Annotated in this window: 13 protein-coding genes; 5 read left to right on the top strand and 8 right to left on the bottom strand. The window is 76.2% G+C overall.

Annotation, left to right across the window (positions count from 1 at the left end; translation table 11 throughout):
• Positions 1-27: 27 nt before the first annotated feature.
• From BMZ16_RS11835 to BMZ16_RS11825, 3 genes are all read right to left on the bottom strand, one after another.
• Entirely contained in the window at positions 28-6,924 is a 6,897-nt protein-coding gene (locus BMZ16_RS11835; protein ID WP_089800662.1) for a DUF5979 domain-containing protein, read from the bottom strand.
• 217 nt (positions 6,925-7,141) lie between these two features.
• Entirely contained in the window at positions 7,142-8,245 is a 1,104-nt protein-coding gene (locus tag BMZ16_RS11830; protein ID WP_143082816.1) for a helix-turn-helix transcriptional regulator, read from the bottom strand.
• 115 nt (positions 8,246-8,360) lie between these two features.
• Positions 8,361-8,768: a transferase gene (locus BMZ16_RS11825; RefSeq protein ID WP_255366592.1), complete on the bottom strand. Its 408-nt coding sequence runs from the start codon at positions 8,766-8,768 to the stop codon at positions 8,361-8,363.
• Positions 8,769-9,005: 237 nt separating this feature from the next.
• Here BMZ16_RS11825 and BMZ16_RS11820 point away from each other — a divergent pair, with 237 nt between their 5' ends.
• A complete protein-coding gene (locus tag BMZ16_RS11820; RefSeq protein WP_255366590.1) occupies positions 9,006-9,545 on the top strand; it encodes an OsmC family protein in 540 nt (179 codons plus the stop codon).
• A 3-nt stretch (positions 9,546-9,548) separates the two neighbouring features.
• Positions 9,549-10,373 (top strand): hypothetical protein, encoded by an 825-nt coding sequence (locus BMZ16_RS11815; protein WP_255366589.1) that lies wholly within the window; start codon positions 9,549-9,551, stop codon positions 10,371-10,373.
• Between the two features lie 114 nt (positions 10,374-10,487).
• Here the strand turns inward: BMZ16_RS11815 and BMZ16_RS11810 are convergent, their stop codons facing one another.
• Positions 10,488-11,480 carry an aldo/keto reductase gene (locus BMZ16_RS11810; RefSeq protein WP_089800657.1) on the bottom strand — a complete coding sequence of 331 codons (993 nt, stop codon included), beginning with the start codon at positions 11,478-11,480 and terminating at the stop codon, positions 10,488-10,490.
• A gap of 33 nt (positions 11,481-11,513) precedes the next feature.
• Here BMZ16_RS11810 and BMZ16_RS11805 point away from each other — a divergent pair, with 33 nt between their 5' ends.
• From BMZ16_RS11805 to rocD, 3 genes are all read left to right on the top strand, one after another.
• A complete protein-coding gene (locus BMZ16_RS11805; RefSeq protein ID WP_089800655.1) occupies positions 11,514-12,002 on the top strand; it encodes an SRPBCC family protein in 489 nt (162 codons plus the stop codon).
• A 139-nt stretch (positions 12,003-12,141) separates the two neighbouring features.
• Positions 12,142-12,969 (top strand): dimethylargininase, encoded by an 828-nt coding sequence (gene ddaH, locus BMZ16_RS11800; RefSeq protein ID WP_089800653.1) that lies wholly within the window; start codon positions 12,142-12,144, stop codon positions 12,967-12,969.
• On the top strand, positions 12,966-14,192 hold the full coding sequence (gene rocD, locus BMZ16_RS11795) for an ornithine--oxo-acid transaminase (RefSeq protein WP_089800651.1): 1,227 nt from the start codon (positions 12,966-12,968) through the stop codon (positions 14,190-14,192). The genes ddaH and rocD overlap by 4 nt, the downstream gene beginning before the upstream one ends.
• 25 nt (positions 14,193-14,217) lie before the next feature.
• On the opposite strand, the gene BMZ16_RS11790 is transcribed toward rocD, so the two are convergent.
• The 4 genes from BMZ16_RS11790 to BMZ16_RS11775 form a co-directional block, all read right to left on the bottom strand.
• Positions 14,218-15,705 (bottom strand): hypothetical protein, encoded by a 1,488-nt coding sequence (locus BMZ16_RS11790; protein ID WP_089800649.1) that lies wholly within the window; start codon positions 15,703-15,705, stop codon positions 14,218-14,220.
• Positions 15,706-15,870: 165 nt separating this feature from the next.
• Positions 15,871-16,803: a universal stress protein gene (locus BMZ16_RS11785; protein WP_089800648.1), complete on the bottom strand. Its 933-nt coding sequence runs from the start codon at positions 16,801-16,803 to the stop codon at positions 15,871-15,873.
• 207 nt (positions 16,804-17,010) lie between these two features.
• Positions 17,011-17,505, bottom strand: a complete 495-nt coding sequence (locus BMZ16_RS11780; RefSeq protein WP_369822579.1) for an HNH endonuclease — start codon at positions 17,503-17,505, stop codon at positions 17,011-17,013.
• Between the two features lie 256 nt (positions 17,506-17,761).
• Positions 17,762-18,544: a C40 family peptidase gene (locus tag BMZ16_RS11775; RefSeq protein WP_089800642.1), complete on the bottom strand. Its 783-nt coding sequence runs from the start codon at positions 18,542-18,544 to the stop codon at positions 17,762-17,764.
• Position 18,545 lies beyond the last annotated feature (1 nt).

Here is an 18,545-nt window from a genome sequence, read left to right as displayed (position 1 = left end):
GCCTGGTGGGCCCGGCCGCCGTGCTCGTCAGGACGCGCGCCTGCGGACCACCAGGAGCACCCCGCCGACCGCGGCGAGCAGCGCGGCCACGAGCCCGACGCGCAGCACGTCGGCGCCCGTCAGGGCGAGCGGTGGGCGGGCGGCCGCGGCCTCGGCGGCGTCGAACCGGTTGACCAGCTCGACGACCGCCTGCCCCGGCCCGGTCGTGCCGGCCAGCCCGACGACGGGCACCCGCGGGCCGTCCGTCGCCACGGGCTCGCCGCCGGCGACGGCGACGACCGCGGACACGTGAGCCGCGCCGCCGGTGACCGTCTCGGTGACGACGCAGTCGGCACCCACCGGCAGCCCCGCCCACGTCGCGGTCAGCGCCGACGGCGCACGCAGCACCCGCTCGGCACCACCGGGTACGGCGATCGGGACGTCGTCGCCGTCGACCGGCCAGGTGCAGGCCAGCGCGACCGTGAACGGCCCCTGCGCGCCCTCGGCCGTGGTGTCGCCCGTGACGCGCTTGACGACGTCGACGGACGTGAGGTCGAACGTGTTGGTCACCGTGACGACCGCCGTCGAGACCTCGTCGCCCGCCACGGGTGCGTCGACCGTCACCACGCCGTCGGCAGGCGCGAGGGCGGTGCGGGTGGCGCCGCCCGTGGCGACCTCCTCGACCAGGCACGACGTGCCGACGGGGAAGACGCCGAAGGTGCGGACCCGCCCGGCGCGCAGGTCGAACCGCTCGTCGAGCACGGTGCGCCCGGCGTACGTGCACACGGCCGTGAACCCGAAGGTCGCCTGCGCGCCCCACGTGGCGGCGCCGTCGCCGTCGACCTCCTTGCGGACCTCGAGCACTCCCGCGTCGAACCCGTTGACGACCTCGACGTGCACGGGCTCCGTGCCGACGCTCACGTCAGCCGCCCCCGGGCCGCTGGGCGCCACCCCGTCGCCGACCATGACGACGCTGTCGGCGCCGCCGGTACCCGTCTCGCGCAACGCGCAGGTCGCGCCGACGGGCACGGTGCCCGCGGGCACCGTGAAGGTCCCGCCGTCGGCCACCTCGAACGTCAGCTCCTCGGCACCCGAGAACAGCACCGGCTCCCCCGTGACGGCCGCGGTGCACGTCAGCGCGAACGTGTACGGGCCCGGCAGGCCCGTGGTCGCGGCCGAGTCGACGCGCTTGGTCACCGACACCTCGCCGTACGCGTAGGTGTTGGCGACGGTCGCGACCTGCGCCGCGGGCACGCTGCCGTCGGCCGCGGCGCGCTCGTCCACCTCGACGTGCACGGTGCCGGTGCGCGTCGCCTCGCCGTGGTCACCCGGCGCCCCCGTCTCGGTGACGGCACACCGCGCCCCCAGAGGGATGCCGTCGAGCCGCGCGACGTACCCGGACGCATCGTCGAGCGTGAGCAGCGCCGCGGCGCCCAGGTCGAGCGCCGCGCCGTCGAGCGTGCACACGACGTCGGCCGTGAAGCTCGTGGGCGCGTAGCCCGCCGCCGCGCCGTCGACGACCTTGCGGACCTCGAGCGGCCCCGTCAGCACCTCGACGCCCACCTTGGCGGGCGCGATCTTCTTCCACTCGGCCGCGCCCAGGTCGCGGTACCTCACCCCGAACTGGTTCCACGCGACGACGTCGTCGGCCGCGACGCCGGCAGGCACGCCGTCGGGTGCGTCGGCGTCCGCCGGCACGTTGCGCGTCGAGAACGTCACGTCGATGGCCTGGCCGCTGAGCAGCGCGCCCCCGGCGGACGTGCGCAGGTCCACGCGGACCCGCAGGCCCGTGACCGCGGACCAGTCGGTCCCGGGGCCCACGGGCGCCCACGACTCGCCGGACTGCTCGCACACCCCGGCGCTCGTCAGGCCCGCCCACGTGCCCGCGCACACGTCCGGCGTCGTGGTGACCTCAGTGACCACGGTGGCGCCCGTCGGCGCGGTGACCTGCAGCGATCCCGCCACGACCTGGGGGCGGTAGACCGACCCGCGCGGCTGGCCCGAGATGATCATCGTGTCGCCGGCGGCGGCCAGCGGGTCGAAGACCGTGAGCTCCTCGACGCTGGTGGTGCCGCCGTTGACGACCCGCAGCACCCAGTCGTCGACGCCGCCGACCAGGGAGCGCGCGACGCACGGGGTCCGGTAGTACGCGCCGCCGGTCGCCTCGACCAGCGGGGAGCACTCCTGCCCGTCGGGGGTCGCGGCACCGGGCTGCGACCCGCGGACGCCCTTGACGGTGAACAGGTTGGGCCCGCTGCGCGGCTGCACGTGGTCGGTCGCCCCGCACGTGGTCGCGTCGGACGCCCAGGCGCCCGTCACGGGCCGGCTGCCGTCGATCGCGGTGCACGCGTCGAGCGTCTGGTCCGTGCGCACCGTCATGGTGTTGACGGCCCGCTGGCCGGCGCCGAGCCCCGGCTGCAGCTCGAGCTGCAGCCGCACGGTCACCGACTCACCGGGCGCGAGCGTGCGCGCGTCGGCCGGCCACGCGACCACCAGGTCGGCCCCGTCGCGGGTCACGGTCACCCGGTCGGACATGCCCCCGCCCGCGGGCACCGTCACCTCGGGCGCGGTCTCACCGGTCCACACGAGCGACGCCGGCAGCGTGTCCCGCAGCTCGGCGACCGTCAGGTAGCCGGTGCCGGTGTTGCCGAACGTGAGGTCCCACGGGACGGCGCGGCCCACGTCGACCGTGCGGTCGCCCCCGTTGGCGAGCTTCGTGACCGCGAGCTCGTGGGTCCCCTCGAACGCCGTGACGACCGCCGCCGACGCGCGCTCCTGCGACACCTCGCCGTTCAGGCGGTCGGCCTGCGCCACCACCACGTTCTCGACGGCGAGCGGTGTGCCGTCCAGCGTGATCGGGTCACCGGACGCCCGCGCGGTGTCCCGCAGGCGCACCTGGAGCTGCACCTGTGCGGACCACCCCGCCGCGGGCACCGCGGTCGAGAAGAGGCCGCCGTCGGCGCGCGAGTACACGACCCGCACGCCCTGCACGTCGCTCAGCCGCTCCGCCGGTACCGGCAGGGCAGGGCTGCTCGCGGCGGGCGTCCCCGGGAGCCACGCGTCGGCGCCGTCCGCACCGAACGGGCCGTGCACGTCGACGGCGACCCGGTCGGCACCGGCCGGCAGCGTCACCGCGCCGAGCCCGACCAGGTCGAACGCGTCCCAGAACTCGGGTGAGGTGGCCGCGTCGTCCTGCAGCCGCACCTGCGCGGGCGCGAGCGTGCCGACCGGTGCCGTGCCCTGGTTCGCGCGCAGCGTCACCGTCAGCGGCTGGGCGCGGGTCGGCTCGGTCACCGTGGACGGCGTCACGGTCTTGGTGACGCCGACGTTGAGGTCGCCACCGGTGAGCCGCACCCGCGCGTCGTCCGTGCCCGCAGCGAGGACGTCGCCGGCGAGCACCGGGTCGTACGACTGCGCGTACGCGTGGTTCTCGACGTCGACCGTGGCGCCCGTGCGCAGCGTCTGCTCGGCGCCCGTCGAGCGCACGTGCGTGCGCAGCCGCGTGCTCAGCACGAGGCTCAGGCGGTTGCCCTGGGTGATCGTCCCGCCCGTGACGGCCGGGTCCGTGCCCTGGAAGGTCGCACTGACGCCCACGACGTCCGCGAGCTGGGCGGCCGTCATCGCGGCCAGCGCCGCGACGGTGGTCCGCTCGCTGACGTACGCGCCGTCGCGGTACCGCAGGACCCACGCGGTGGATGCCGCGAGGTCCACCTCGGCCGGACGGTCCACCGCGACCGCCACGCCCACGAGGTCGAACCTGTCGAACGCGCTCGCGCCGGCACCGGGTGCGAGCCAGTCCACCGACGTCCCGAACGGGTCGGCCGTGGGGTCCGCGAGCGCGCACGACGCCTGCACGTCGACGTCCGAGCACGCGGGGTCGCTCACGCGCACGTACGACGCCCGGGCCACGGAGTCGTTCCACGCGCGCACGGTGAACGTCCGCGCGGGCCAGTCCGCCGCGGCGACGACCCCGGGACGCGGCACGTACGCGACGTCGGAGGTCGACACGGTCTTCTCGATCCGCACCAGCGGCGTCGAGCCGGTGACCACGATGTCGGCGTGGTTCGTCGCGGACACCGGACCGCCGGGCCGCTGCGCGGTGACGTCGACGGTGTTGCGCACCACACCCGCGCCGGGCCGGTTGTAGGTCGCCTCGTGCGTCACCCAGCCACCCGAGCGACGCACCTCGCGCAGCTGCCACACCAGGTCGAACGTGCGGTCGACGGACGCCGCCGCGACGCCCGTGCCGGGCAGCGGCGCGAACGGGTCGAGCGTCGCGCCGAGCGTGCCCGCGGCCTGCCGCGCGGCGGTGTTCTCACCCAGCACCAGGCGCACGCCCCGCGCGTCGGCACGCTGGGCGGCGGTCAGCCGGTGCCCGACGAAGCCGGTGGCGTCGTGCCAGCCACCCGCGGGTGCCGTCACCGACTGCCACGTGCGGGTGCCCCCGGCGGCGGGCAGCAGCAGCTGCACGTCCGTCACGGTGTCGTACCGCAGGTACCAGCCGTTGCTGAACGGGGTCGGCGAGTACGCGACGGCCGGCACCCGCACCAGGTCGAACGCGTCGAACACGGTCTGCGCGGGGTCGGTCAGCGCGTCGGGGTCGGTCGCCTCGGCGGGGTCGGTGATCGCCACCGACGACGCACCGGGGGCCGTGCGCCACGCCAGGCGCGTCGTGCGCTGCTGACCGGTCTGCGCGGCCACTGCGGCCTGCGTCCAGGTCTTGCGGGCCTCGACGGCGCCGGCGCCCGACGGGACGGGCGTCACGCCCGCCTCGTCGACGGCGGCGTCGGAGTCGGAGACCGGCGTGCCGCCCGTCGTGGTGCCGCTGCCGCCGGCCACGGCCGCGTTCGGCAGGGTCGTGGTGCCCGTGGGCAGCGCGCCACCGCTGCGCAGCTGGGCCCGCGCCGTGGTCACCAGGTACGGCGTGACCGTCGTGTTCTCCTCGAACCCGTCGACGTCGGTGAGGACGAGGCGCACGCCGGTGACGCTCGTCAGGTCGGTCCCGCCCGGCAGGGCGGCGGCGAGCGCGTCGGCGTCCATCGCGAGCAGCCACGTGTCGGGCCGGGCGGGCTCGGGGGGCAGGTCCACCCACGTGCCCGGCACCGTCTGCACCGACACCGCCACGGCGACGCCGGACGGCACCTGCGTCGCCGCGATCCCGGCCAGGTCGAAGGCGTCCCAGAAGCCGCGGGCGGCGCCGTCCCACGCGTCGGTGACCTCGAGCTCGCGGGCGGTCACGTACGACGAGGACACCGCCAGGGAGGTGCGCAGCTCGGTGACCGCGCGGTCCCCCGGACGCAGCGTGGCGCCGGGCCGCACGGTCTTGGTGAGCCCGACCGTGATCGACGCCGGCACGATCTCCAGGACGGCGGACGCGTCGTCGGTCGCGGTGTTGCCGTTGGCGGCCGTGACCGTGCCGGTCGCGGTGTTGGTGAGGCGACGCACGGGGCCCGTCGGGTCCTCGGCCGTGGTCACGACCACCCGCGCGCCGGCGGCCACGGCGTCGGGCTGGATCACGCCGGTGAACACGATCTCCACGCCCGTGACGTGCACGCCGGCGGGGAGCGTGGGCGCGCCGGGCACGTCGCCCTCGTCGAAGGCGACGTCCTGCGTCGTCCCGTCCGACAGGTGGTGGACGACCGTCGCGGTCGCCGCACCGGTCGGCCACGTCGGTGCGTCGGCGAACCCGCCGAACCGTGCGACCGTGCCGAAGAACCCGAGGTCGGCGATCCGCAGCTCGCTCACCGGCACCTCGGACGCCTGTGCGGCGACCAGCGACAGCACGCTGGACTCGCCACCGGACACACGGGCGGGCGCGAACGACTTCTCGACCTCGGTGCCCAGCCGGGCGGGTGTGACGCGGTACGGGGCGGTCGCGGTGCGGGTCACCGGCGCCAGGCCCGTGACGTCGGCCGTGGCGGCCACCGTGTTGACCAGCGAGTGCGTCTGGCGCGACAGGTCGGCACCGGACGTCCGGTGGGTGGTGCGCTGCGTGACGCCCAGGTCGAGCGACAGCGTCGCCCCCACCGGGACGTCGCCCTCGCACGTCACGCGCACGCCCGCGACGTCGCCCGCGTCGACGCCGGGCAGCACCAGGCCACCCGTGCCCGGCACCCACGTCCACACGCCGTCCACCAGCACGTACGCGTCGACCGTGACGTCGGTGCACTGGGCCGGCACCGCGACGCCCGTGAGCGAGGCCAGGTCCACCAGGGCGAAGGGGTTGCTCGCGTCGAGCGACTCGGCACCCTCGGGCGCGACCGCCGGCTCCTGCAGCACGAGCCGCGCCGCGGCGACGTTGGCCGCGTTGGTGGCACCGAGCCGCACGGTCGACGCGGCACCCGCGACGAACGCGACCTCACCGGGGGCCCACGACTTGGTGGGGGTGACGGCCACGGTCACGGGCACGACCACGTGGACGGAGGCCGCACCCGTCGCCGGCGACGAGTTCGACGCGGTGACGGTCGCCGTGTTCTCCAGCGTGACGTCGGTGCGCGGCGGCAGGTCCGCCGGGACGCGCAGCGTCATGGTCACCGTGAACGTCTGCCCCGACTGGATGCCGACGCCCGTGGGGCTCACCGTGGGCTGCGTGAACGTGACGTCCAGACGTGTGTCGGCGGCGACGACGGTCGGTGCGGTGCCACTGGTGACACCGCCGGACGTCCACGTCGGCACGAACGTCAGGCCGGGGGCCGACGCCAGCAGCTGCACGTCGCGCAGCTCGTGCCCGGCGTGCTCGCCCAACGTGTCCCGCAGCACCGCGTCCAGGCAGGACTGCTCGGAGCACGACACCTCGACCCGGTACGTGTACGAGTCGCCCGGGGCCAGCTCGGACCGGTCGACCGTCTTGGTCAGGCTCAGGTACTGCGGGTCACCGGGGGCGGCGGACGCCGCCGTCATCGGCAGCGCCAGCACCGCGGCCAGGCAGACGGCGACGGCGGACATCAGGCCACGCGCACGCGAGCGGCCTCGGGACGACAGGGGCACGGCGGAGCCTCCGGCAGGTCAAGGGTGATCGACCACCATGCGCGGCCCACCGGCCCCGGAGCGGTGAGCGGACCCATAACGTCACGCCCGCGTGCACGCAACGTCACCCCTGCCCGAATCGCCGCATCACCGGGTGCGCCGGCCACTCGAGGCCCACCCGCCGACGCGGGCCTGCTCAGCGGCCCCCGGGCAGCGGGAGGCCCCGCAGCGCCGCGGCGCGGAACTGCGTGGGCGTGACCCCGAAGCGCTCGCGGAACGCGCGCGCGAGCTGCGTGGGGCCGTTGAAGCCCGACTCGCGGGCGACCCGGCGTACCGCCATCCCGTCGTCGGCACCGGCGAGCAGCTCGGCCGCGTGGTCGAGGCGGATGTCGCGCAGCGTGGTCGCGAACGTGTCCGTGCTCTTCTCGAACTGCGCGAACAGGTGCCGCCGGCTCACCCGCAGCTCACGTGCGACCGCGTCGGCGTCCAGAGCAGGGTCCGCGAACCGCTGCAGCAGCACGGCCCGGGCACGGTCGCGCAGCTCCAGGTCCAGGGGGTGCCCGCGGTCGATGGCCCCCGTCACGGTCGCCCTGACCAGGGCCTGCAGCGCCTGCGCGGCGGTCAGCGACACGATCGGGTCGACACCCGGCACCAGGAGCACGTCGACGAGCCGCTCGGCGGCGGGCGCGAGCGGCGCAGCGCGCTGCACCAGGTCCTCCGCGCGCAGGACGGCGTCGGTGCGTCGCCCGAACACCGCGGTGCCCACCAGGACGTACGTGCGCCGGCAGCGCGGCGACGTCCACTCGACACGGTGCCGGCCCTGCGGAGGATGCAGCAGCATGTCCCCGGGGCCGACCGGGCTCGCCTCCCCGTCGCGGACGAAGACCCCGTGGCCCTCGTGCACGATCTCCACCACGGCGAGGCGTGCCACGTCGGGACGCCCGGGCGGCTCGCGACGGTAGCGGGCCGTGAAGGGGGACCCGTCGTAACGGATGAGCACCGTGCGGTCGGCGACCGTCGAGTGGACCGTCGCCGTCGTGACGTCCCCCTCGGGGAACGTGACGGTCCAGCCCAGAGGCGTCAGGAGCGATGCCAGGACCGTGCGGTCCACCCGCCGGGGCCCTGTGCCGAGCACGTGGTCGATCCAGGCCAGGATCGCCCGCGTCGAGCCGTCCTGCCGCAGGGTGGGGGTGGTACGTGCCGGGACGCCGCTGCCCGCGTCGCTCGCCGCCCCGGGCGCCCCACCGCCGGCCCCGAGGACGCGGACGGCGGCCGCAGGGCTCTCAGCGTCGACGCCCATGACCCGCACGTCCACGGCACCACATGGGGCCGACCGTAGCCGCCGCGACAGCGAGCCTCGGGCGCGGATGCGCCCCTCGCACCGTCACCCCGCTCGGCGCTGCAGGCCTGCGTCGTCAGGCGGCCAGGACGTGCGGCGGGTAGCCGCTGCGCTCGGCGTGCGCACCGTCGGCGATCCGCGCCTCGGGCTCGACGACGAGTCCGGCGTCCAGCCGGGCCTGCGCCCCGACGTCGACGCGCAGCCCGAGCCGGCAGCCGCGCCCGACGACCGCCTCGCGGCCGACGTGCACGTGCGACCCGAGCCGCGCGCGCTCCTGCACGACGGCTCCGGGCTCGACCCAGACGAACTTGCCCACGGACGCACCGGCCTCGACCACGGCGCCGGGGTCGATCCACGCGGAGTCGGCCACGTAGGCGGTCGGATCGACCTTCGCGCCCTTGGCGACGAGGCCGCCGCCGTTCTCGTGTCGCTGGTAGCGGACGACCTTGCCGTCCTCGGTCTCGAGTTCCTCGTATCTCTTCATCCTGGCCATCAGAACGATCGGACACGACGGGGTGTTCCCGACGGAACCCCGGGCACAGGACCTTCACGCGAGCCGCCCGCATCACCTCCACGTCCCCCGTCCGCGTCGCCCTCCGTGTCGCCCTCCGTGTCGCCCTCCGCGTCGTCGCACGGTGCCCGCGCCGGGGCCCACGACGGGCCGGTGCGAGACGCCGCGTCCGCCCGGCGCGCGTCGCACCTGCGTGCGAGGATCGGCCCCATGACGACCGACCAGGACGCACGCGATCTCGCCGGGGACCCGGCACCGGCCGGCTCCGGCTCGGCGCTGGGTGACTCGTCCGACGTCCCCGCGGTGAGCGACCCGCAGGACCCGCTGGCCAACGCGGACGACACGGCGCTGTGGCTCGAGCGCACGGGCACGCGGCAGTACGTGGGGCGCAGCTCGCGCGGCGGTGAGGTGCGCATCGGGTCGCTGGGTGACCCGGACTCCTTCACGCCCGGTGAGCTGCTGAAGATCGCGCTGGGTGCGTGCACCGGGCTGTCGTCGGACGCGGCGCTCGCCCGTCGCCTCGGCGACGACGTCCAGGTGACCATCCGCGTCGGCGGCCTGGCCCACCCCACCGAGGACCGCTACCCCGCGCTGGCCGAGGTGCTCGAGGTCGACCTGTCCGGTCTGGACGACGCCGCCCGCGACCGGCTGCTGACCGTGGTGCACCGCGCGGTCGACCAGCACTGCACCGTCGGGCGCACGCTCGAGCACGGTGCCACCACCACCCTGACCGTCACCGGGGAGCGCTGAGCCGTGCCGCACCTGCTGCAGTCCGCCCTGGAGAAGGCGGTGACGATCCCGTCGACGACGATCCACGCGCACGTCGAGAACCTGCGGCGCCGCAACCCCGGGGCCGGGCCGGACCAGGTCGTCAGGCTGCTGGAGAAGGAGTACCTGCTGGTGGTCGCCGGCACCGGCGGCGCCGTCGGGGCCGCCGCGGCAGCGCCGATCGTCGGCACCGGCCTGGCCACGGCGCTGACCGTCAGCGACGTCGCGACGTTCTTCGGGGCGTCGGCCGCGTTCTCCCTGGCCGTCGCGTCGGTGCACGGCATCGAGGTCGCCGACACCGAGCGTCGCACGGCGCTGCTCCTGGCCACGCTGCTGGGCGAGTCCGGCGCGAAGGTCGTCAGCGACGCCACGGAGATCGCGACGCTGCGCGTCGGGCGGGTGCTGCTGACCCGCATGCCGATGAGCACCGTCAAGAAGGTCAACAACCAGCTCACCCGTCGCCTGGTGCGCACGCAGGCCGCACGGTTCGGCGGCCTCGCCCTGGGGCGGCTGGCGCCCTACGGCATCGGCGCCGCCATCGGCGTGGCCGGCGGCCGCGCGCTGGGTCAGACGGTCGTCAAGGGCGCCCGCACGGCCTTCGGCCCCCCACCCATGACGTTCCCGCAGGTCATCGAGACCGCGGCCGCGCCCGCACCCGCCTGGGGCCTGCCGCCGGGCACCCCGCCGGAGCTGTGGCCGGCCCCGAGCAGCACGGCGCACCCGGTCGACCCGACCGGGCCCGAGGACGCGCCGGCACCCGGGACCGCCACCCGGCGCGGGCGGCGGCGCGGGCTGCCGCGCTCGAGCTGAGCGGACGCCGGAGCCGGTCGTCGCTGCCGCGCTGCGGGGCGCGGCGTGGTGCTGCGGCGCCGCCCGTCCGACCGTGACCGTCGCGCACGGGGCGCGACGGTCACGACCTGCCGGCTACCAGCGGTCGTGGACGTGCCCGCGGACGCTCTCGTCGTAGACGCGCTCGAGTGCGGCCAGCGTGCTGTCGTCCAGGTCCGGGAACGCGTCGGTGGCGGCGTTGGCCTGCGCCTGCGCGGGGGTGCGCGCACCGGGGATGACGACGGACACACCCGGCTGCTGCGTGATCCACTTCAGCGCGAGCTGCGCCGTCGTCATGCCGGACGGCGTCAGCGCGGCGACCTCGCGCGCGGCGGCGACACCCACCTCGTACGGGACGCCCGCGAACGTCTCGCCGACGTCGAACGCCTCGCCGTGGCGGTTGAAGGCACGGTGGTCGTCGGGCGCGAACTGCGTGTTCTCGTCGTACCGCCCGGAGAGCAGACCCGAGGCCAGCGGCACGCGGGCGATGATGCCGACGCCCGCCTCGACGGCCGCGGGCAGCACCCGCTCCAGCGGCTTGCGGCGGAACACGTTGAGGATGATCTGCACGCTGGCGACGTGGGGACGCTCGATGGCCGCGAGCGCCTCGTCGACCGTCTCCACCGAGACGCCGTACGCGGCCGCGCGGCCGTCCTCGACGATCCGGTCGAGCGCGTCGTACACGGCCTCGGTGCGGAACACCGGCGTGGGCGGGCAGTGCAGCTGCACCAGGTCGAGCGTGTCGGTGCGCAGGTTCTGGCGGCTGCGGTCGGTCCAGCGGCAGAAGTTCTCGTACGTGTACGCGGCGGGCTCGTGCGGGTCGGCGCGCCGGCCCATCTTGGTGGCGACGGTGACACGCTCGGCCACGTCCGGCCGCGACGCGAGGAACTGCCCGATGGCCCGCTCCGAGCGGCCGTCGCCGTACACGTCGGCGGTGTCGAGGAACGTCACGCCCGCGTCGACCGCGGCCTCGAGGACGCTCAGTGCGGTGTCGTCGGCGACGACGCCCCAGTCCCCGCCGAGCTGCCAGCAGCCCAGCCCCACGACCCCGACCTCACGACCCGTCCGTCCGAGCACTCGCGTCTGCATGCGCCAGACGCTACCCCGCGGGAGGATCGTCGGATGACGCCCCGCCCGCGCGCCGCAACGGCCGTCGTGACCCGTGCGCTGCCCGTCCCGGCGGACGTCGCCTGGCGGGCGCTGACGGACGCCCGACGGCACGGCGAGTGGATCCCGATGACGCGTGTGCTCACCGACGGACCGCCGCGCCTCGGGTCGCACGTGGTCGGCGTCTCCGGGCCCGGTGCGCGGCGCGGCGGGCCCGGGCTGGTCGACCGGATGGTCGTCACGCGGTACGTGCCGCCCGGTGCCACGGCGGGCGACGCCACGGGCGAGGCCGTCTTCACCAAGCAGGGCCCGCTGCTGCGCGGGACCGCGTCGATCGTCGTGCTGCCCACGTCGCCCACGACCTGCCGGGTGACGTGGTCGGAGCACGTGCCGCTCGCCGGCCCCCTGCCCGCGGCGTGGACGGCGCGGCTGACCGCTCCCCCGCTGCGGGTGATGCTGCGGCTGGTGCTGCGGCGGGCCGCGGCGGACCTGACGGCGGACTGAGCCGCGGGCGGTGCGGCGGCGGCCCGGCCCACGGCCGTCCCGCGCGCCGCCGGGCCCGCGACGGCCCGGCACGGCCCGCGACTCGTAGGCTCGTCACGGGCCGCCCACCCCCCGCGGTCCCCGTCCCGCGAGGAGACCCATGACCGCGCACGCGCCCGGCGCCACCCCCCGCCACTACCTGATGTGCGAGCCCACGCACTACACGGTGGCGTACGAGATCAACCCGTGGATGGACCGCACGCGGGCCACCGACACGGACCTGGCGGTGCGGCAGTGGCGCACGCTGCGTGACACCTACCTGAACCTCGGGCACACGGTCGACACCATCGAGCCCCTCCCGGGGCTGCCGGACATGGTGTACGCGGCCAACGGGGCGACCGTGGTCGGCGGCGTCGTGTACTCGGCGCGGTTCCGGTACCCCGAGCGGCAGGCCGAGGGCCCCGCGTACGAGAAGTGGTTCGCCGACCGCGGCTACCTCACCCACACGGCCCGGGAGGTCAACGAGGGCGAGGGCGACATGCTCGTCGCCGGCGACATGCTGCTGGCCGGCACCGGGTTCCGCACCGAGCGTGCCGCGCACGCCGAGGCGCAGGAGCTGTTCGGCCGCCCGGTGGTCTCCCTGGAGCTGGTCGACGCCCGCTACTACCACCTGGACACCGCGCTGGCCGTGCTGTCGTCGGACCCGGCGGACCCGCAGATCGCGTACTACCCGCCGGCGTTCTCCCCCGGCTCCCGCGAGGTGCTGCGCACGCTGTTCCCCGACGCCGTGCTCGCGACGGACGACGACGCCGCGGCGCTGGGCCTCAACGCGGTGTCCGACGGGCTGCACGTCGTCGTGGCGCCGCGCGCCACGCACCTGGCCGACGCGCTGCGCGAGCGCGGCTACACGCCCCTGCCCGTCGACACCTCCGAGCTGCTCAAGGGCGGCGGCGGGGCCAAGTGCTGCACGCTGGAGGTCCGGCGGTGACCGGGCAGCCCGCCGGGACGTCCGCGCTCGCGCCCAACTACCACCCGCTGCCGGTCACGCTGGCCACGGGCGAGGGCGCGTGGGTCACGGACACCGGCGGGCGGCGGTACCTCGACCTGCTGGCGGGGTACTCGGCCCTGAACTTCGGGCACCGGCACCCGGCGCTGGTGGCCGCGGCGCGCGCGCAGCTGGACCGCCTGACGCTCACGTCACGGGCCTTCGACCACGAGCTGCTCGAGCCGTTCGCCCAGGCGCTCGTCGGGCTGGTCGGGCCGCTGCTGACCGGCCGCTCGCACCTGGTGCTGCCCATGAACACCGGCGCCGAGGCGGTCGAGACCGCGATCAAGGCGTCCCGCAAGTGGGGCTACGAGGTGCGGGGCGTGCCCGCGGACCGCGCGACGGTCGTCGTCGCCGACGGCAACTTCCACGGCCGGACGACGACGATCGTGTCGTTCTCGTCCGACCCGGACGCGCGGCGCGGGTTCGGGCCGTTCACCCCCGGGTTCGTCAGCGTGCCGTACGGCGACGCGCGGGCGCTGGCCGCGGCGGTCGACGAGACGACGGTCGCGGTGCTGCTCGAGCCGGTGCAGGGCGAGCAGGGCGTCGTGGTGCCGCCGGTGGAGTACCTGCCGGCGGTGCGTCAGGTGTGCGACGACGCCGGCGCCCTGCTGGTGGCCGACGAGATCCAGTCCGGGCTGGGGCGGGCGGGTGCGACGCTCGCGTGCGAGCGGTTCGACGTGCGCCCCGACCTGGTGACGCTCGGCAAGGCGCTGGGCGGCGGGATCGTGCCCGTCTCCGCGGTCGTGGGCCGGTCCGACGTGCTCGAGGTGCTGACCGCCGGGACGCACGGGTCGACGTTCGGCGGCAACCCGCTGGCCTGCGCGGTGGCGCTGGCCGTCGTGGACCTGCTGACGCCCGGCACGCTGCAGGCGCGCGCCCGCATGCTCGGTGAGCACGTGGGTGACCGGCTCGCCGCCCTCATGGACGACGGGTTGCTCACCGGCGTCCGCACGATCGGGCTGTGGGCCGGCATCGACATCGCCCCGTCCGTGCCGGGCGGTCCGGCGAGCGGGCGCGAGCTCTGCGAGCGGCTGCTGGCCCGTGGCGTGCTGGCCAAGGACACGCACGGCGGCACGATCCGCCTCGCCCCGCCCCTGACGATCGACCCGGCGGACCTCGACGCGGCGCTCGACCACCTGGAGGCGGCGCTCACCACGCCGTGACGGCGGGCGGTGCGCCCGGGGCCGGTCAGCCGAACGTGATCGAGGTGTAGAGCCAGCCGTCGTACGAGACCGCGCCGATGTACGCGGTCGAGTAGCCGCCCAGCATCTGCTGGTTGTGCCCGCTGGACCCCGCGTACGCCGCGATCATGCGCGTGGCGTTGCCGGGGCTGACGCGCCCGACGATCTCGGGTCGCGCCTTGGGCGAGCCCGCCCGGGTGCCGGAGTGCCAGATGCTGTCCGAGGCGGCCATCTGCATCGCGTGCTCGACACGGGCGCCGGAGCGCACGATCGACAGCGCACCCAGGCCGTTGGCGGCGCGGTGCGCGTTGAGCGCCTCACCGACGGCCCCGGCCGACGCCTCCGAGCCGGCGGTCGGCAGACCGACCACCGCGGGCGCCTCGCCGGCGGACGCGGGGGCACCACCGGACGTCCCGCCGCTCGGCGCGGCGCCGGTCGACCGGCGGGTGCTGCCGGCGCTGGTGCCCTTGGCCGTGGCGGTCCTGCTGCCGGCGCGGGCGGCGGCCTGCGCCGCCGCGGCCTCGGCCGCGGCACGCTCGGCGGCGAGGCGGGCGTCCTCGGCCGCCTGCCACGCGGCCTGCGCGTCGACGACGGCCTGCTGCGGCGCGGCGAGCGCGGCGGTGGTGGTCCGCAGCGTCGTGAGGGAGACGGCGGGGGCGTCGAGGGCGCCGGTGGCCCCGCCGACGGCGGCCTGCAGGGCGCCGCGCGGGCCGTCACCGGCCTGCGCGGACACGGCCAGGGTGGCGTTCGCGCGCTCGACGGCGGCACGGCCGGCGGCGCCCGCGTCGGCGCGCAGCGCCGAGGCGACCGCGGTCCCGGCGACGAGACCCTCGGGACGCGGCGCGGCGAGCTCCGGCGCGAGCGCGACACGGACGGCCTCGACACGGCTCAGCGCGGCACGGCGGGCGTCCGCGCGCTCCGCACGCTCCTGCTGCACGGCCCACACCCCGCCCGCGGAGACGAGGACCCCGGCCGCGGTCAGCAGCGCGACGATCCGACGCCCGTGGGGACGCGCCCCGGCCCGCGGCTGCGCCGCGGGCTCGGCGACGGCCGGCTCCGGGGCGGCGTGGTCGGCGACGGTGGACGCGGGGGCGTGGACGTCGGGTGCGGGGACGTCGGGTGCGGGCAGCACGGGGGTGGGCGCGACCGGCGCGGCGACGACGGACGCCGGTACGACGGGCACGCTCGCGGAGTGCGTGGGCACGCCGGGCTGCGTCGGGACGACGGTGAGCCGGTCCGGGCTCGTCGGCTGCGCCGCGGGCGTGGGCGTCTCGTCGCGCACCCCCGCCGACGTCGGACCACCCGGCGCCGGCACCACGGGGACGGGCCCGGAGACCGCGTGCCCGCTCTGCGTGGGCAGCCCACCGGCGGGGGCGCCCGCGACGTCCGTCCGGGCGGTGGCGGGCGTGTCCTGCGCCACCGGCCCGCGTGCGGACGCCGAGGTCCGCGCCCCGCGGTCGCCCGGGCGCGCGCCGTTCTCCTGCCGTCCGCTCATCGGTCCCCCCCGTAGGCGTGGTCGCTCGAACACGACTCCATCGGCAGGTGAAGCGTCCGACCTGAGGGTTTCCGTCGCAAATGGTGGCACCAAATGCCCCGCCTCATGCACATCCGTGCACGCGCACGGCGTGAGGGCGCGAGCCCGCCGCGCGGCGCGGACGGCTCAGGGGCGGGTGACGTCGTCGCCGCGGGTGGTGACGACCATGACGGGGCAGCGGGCGTGGTGCAGCACCGCCTGGCTCGTCGAGCCGAGGAGCAGACCGGCGAACCCGCCGCGGCCGCGGGACCCGACGACCACGAGGTCCGTGGCCGCCGAGAACTCGGTGAGCAGCTCGGCGCCGCTACCGTCGAGCACCCGCCGCTGCACGCGGGCGCCGGGGATCTCGGCGACCGCGCGGTCGACGACGACGTCCAGGCCCTCGGCCGCGTCCTTGAGCACCTGCTCGTGGTCGACCGCGGAGGGCAGCCACGCCAGCGCACCGGCCATGGAGGCGATCGGGACGCCGGAGACGGCGAACACCTCGGCGTCCCAGACCACCGCCTCGCGCAGCGCCGCGCGCAGGGCGCGCTCGGCGGGGGGCGAGCCGTCGACCCCCACCACGATGCGGCGTACCGGCCGCACGGGTGCGGTCGCACCCTCGGGCAGCGGGTGGCCGTCCTCGCCGCGCAGGGGCACGACGACCGTGGGGCACCAGCCGTGCGCGGGCAGCGCCGAGGACACCGTGCCGAGCAGCCGGTCGGCGAACCCGCCGCGGCCGCGCGTGCCGACGACGGCGAGCTCCACGTCGCGCGACTCCTCGACCAGCACCCCGGCGGCGTCGCCCGTCAGCACGCGGCCCTGGACCAGCACGCCCGGGTCGTGCAGCCGTCCGATCGCCTCGTCGAGCACGGCCTGCGCGCCGGCACGGATCGTCTCGTCGTCGAGCGCGGCGTACCCGCCGTCGAGCGAGGCGGCCGTGAACGTCGGCAGCGAGTACGCCACGACCACCTGGAGCCCGGCGCCCCGGGTCCGGGCCTCCGCTGCGGCCCAGTCCAGGGCGTGCAGGCTCGCGCTGGACCCGTCCACCCCCACGAGGATCTCGTGCTCGCGTGCCATGCCGACCTCCGCATCGCGTGCCGCGCACCGTCGCGCCGCCGTTCGGTTGTCAGCCATCGTGGCACAGCAGCGCGCGGGGACGGCAGCGAACCGCCAGGTGGGCGGCCTGTGGTCACCTGACGGTCACGGGCCGGGCAGCGACGTGGGGCACGTGCACCGCGGGCGCCGTCGGCCCCTCTCCCCCGTCGGCGGCCGGGCCCCCGGGCGTCAGGCCACGAGGTACGGGGACCACGCCGGGTCGGCGCGGCCGGCGGCCCCGCCCACCGTGACGGACCAGCGCGGCGCCCGGGGGCGGAACGGCAGCTCCCACCCGAGCTCGTGGAGCGTGCGGTCCGCCTTGCGGTGGTTGCAGCGCACGCACGCCGCCACGACGTTGGTCCACTCGTGCCGCCCGCCGCGCGAGCGCGGGTGCACGTGGTCGACCGTGTCGGCACCGGCGCCGCAGTACGCGCACCGGTGGTCGTCACGCTGCAGCACCGTGCGCCGGGTCGGCGGCACGGGGCGACGCACCGGCACGTGGACGTACCGCGTGAGGACCAGCACCACGGGCACCGGCATCTGCAGGCGGTTGGAGTGCAGCACGCGGCCGTCGGACTCCAGCACCGTGGCCTTGCCGCTCATGACCAGCAGGACGGCGCGGTGGAGGCTGACGATGCACAGCGGTTCACCGCTGGCGTTGAGCAGGAGCGCGCGGGACGGCACCGGGGCACGTCCGACGTCGGGGTGGGTGGCCTGGTCGGCGGCGGTCGTCAGCACGGTGCACTCCTGACCTCGAGGGTCGGACCGGCTGGCTGCCGGCCCGGGACGAGAGGGAACAGCGTGGATGCGCGACCAGGGTACGCGCATGTCCAATTCCCGCAGCAGTGCGGGCGGCAGCGCGCGCGACCGGTGTGTCACGCAGAGACGACGAGGCCCCGACGACGTGGACGTCGTCGGGGCCTCGTGGCATCGGAGCGGCTCAGCCGATCCGGATGAACGTGGGGCTGCTCTGCCAGATGTTGCGGAACTGGACCGTCTTGCCGGGGCGCGGCGCGTCGATCATCTGGTTGCCGCCGGCGTAGATGCCGATGTGCCCGGGGCTCCAGATCAGGTCACCCGGCTGGGCGTCCGCACGGGACACGACGGTCCCGGCGTTGCGCTGCGCCGACGACGTGCGCGGCAGCGAGATGCCGAGCTGCGCGTAGACGTACGACGTGAAGCCGGAGCAGTCGAACCCGTCGGGCGTCGAACCGCCGGAGACGTACGGGACGCCCACGTAGCGGGCGGCGATCTCGAGGACCGCGTTGCCGGACACCGACTGCGGGATCGGGTTGCTGGCGGGAGCCTGCGTGGTGGCCGTCGTCGCAGCACGCTCGGCCGTGCGAGCGGTCGAGCGGGTGCGCACGGGCTCGGGCTCGGGCTCCGGCGGCGGCGCGGGCTTCTCCGCGACGATCACCGGGGCGTCGACCGTGAAGACGGCCTCGGCCGGGGAGGCGACCACCGGCGAGGTGTTGAGCACGGCGCGCGCCGATGCCGTGAGGGCAGCGGTGTCGACCGCGGCCAGCGCCGGGGTGTCGGAACGGTCCGTCGCGTAGGACGGCACCGCGATCATGGAGACCATCAGGCCGGACGACGCGGCGACGACGGCGGTCCGTCGACCGACGGTGCCCATCTGCTCGGACGCGGCGTTGGCCAGCTCGGTCAGCGGCGTCGAGGGGCGCCGTGCGGCGCGGTGACGCGCCTGGTTGGTGCATTCGGACAAG

The organism is Cellulomonas sp. KH9, assembly GCF_900114185.1.
Classification (GTDB): Bacteria; Actinomycetota; Actinomycetes; order Actinomycetales; family Cellulomonadaceae; genus Cellulomonas.
The sequence above is the reverse complement of the archived record's forward strand: the minus strand, read 5'-3'. Positions and strand labels throughout refer to the sequence as shown.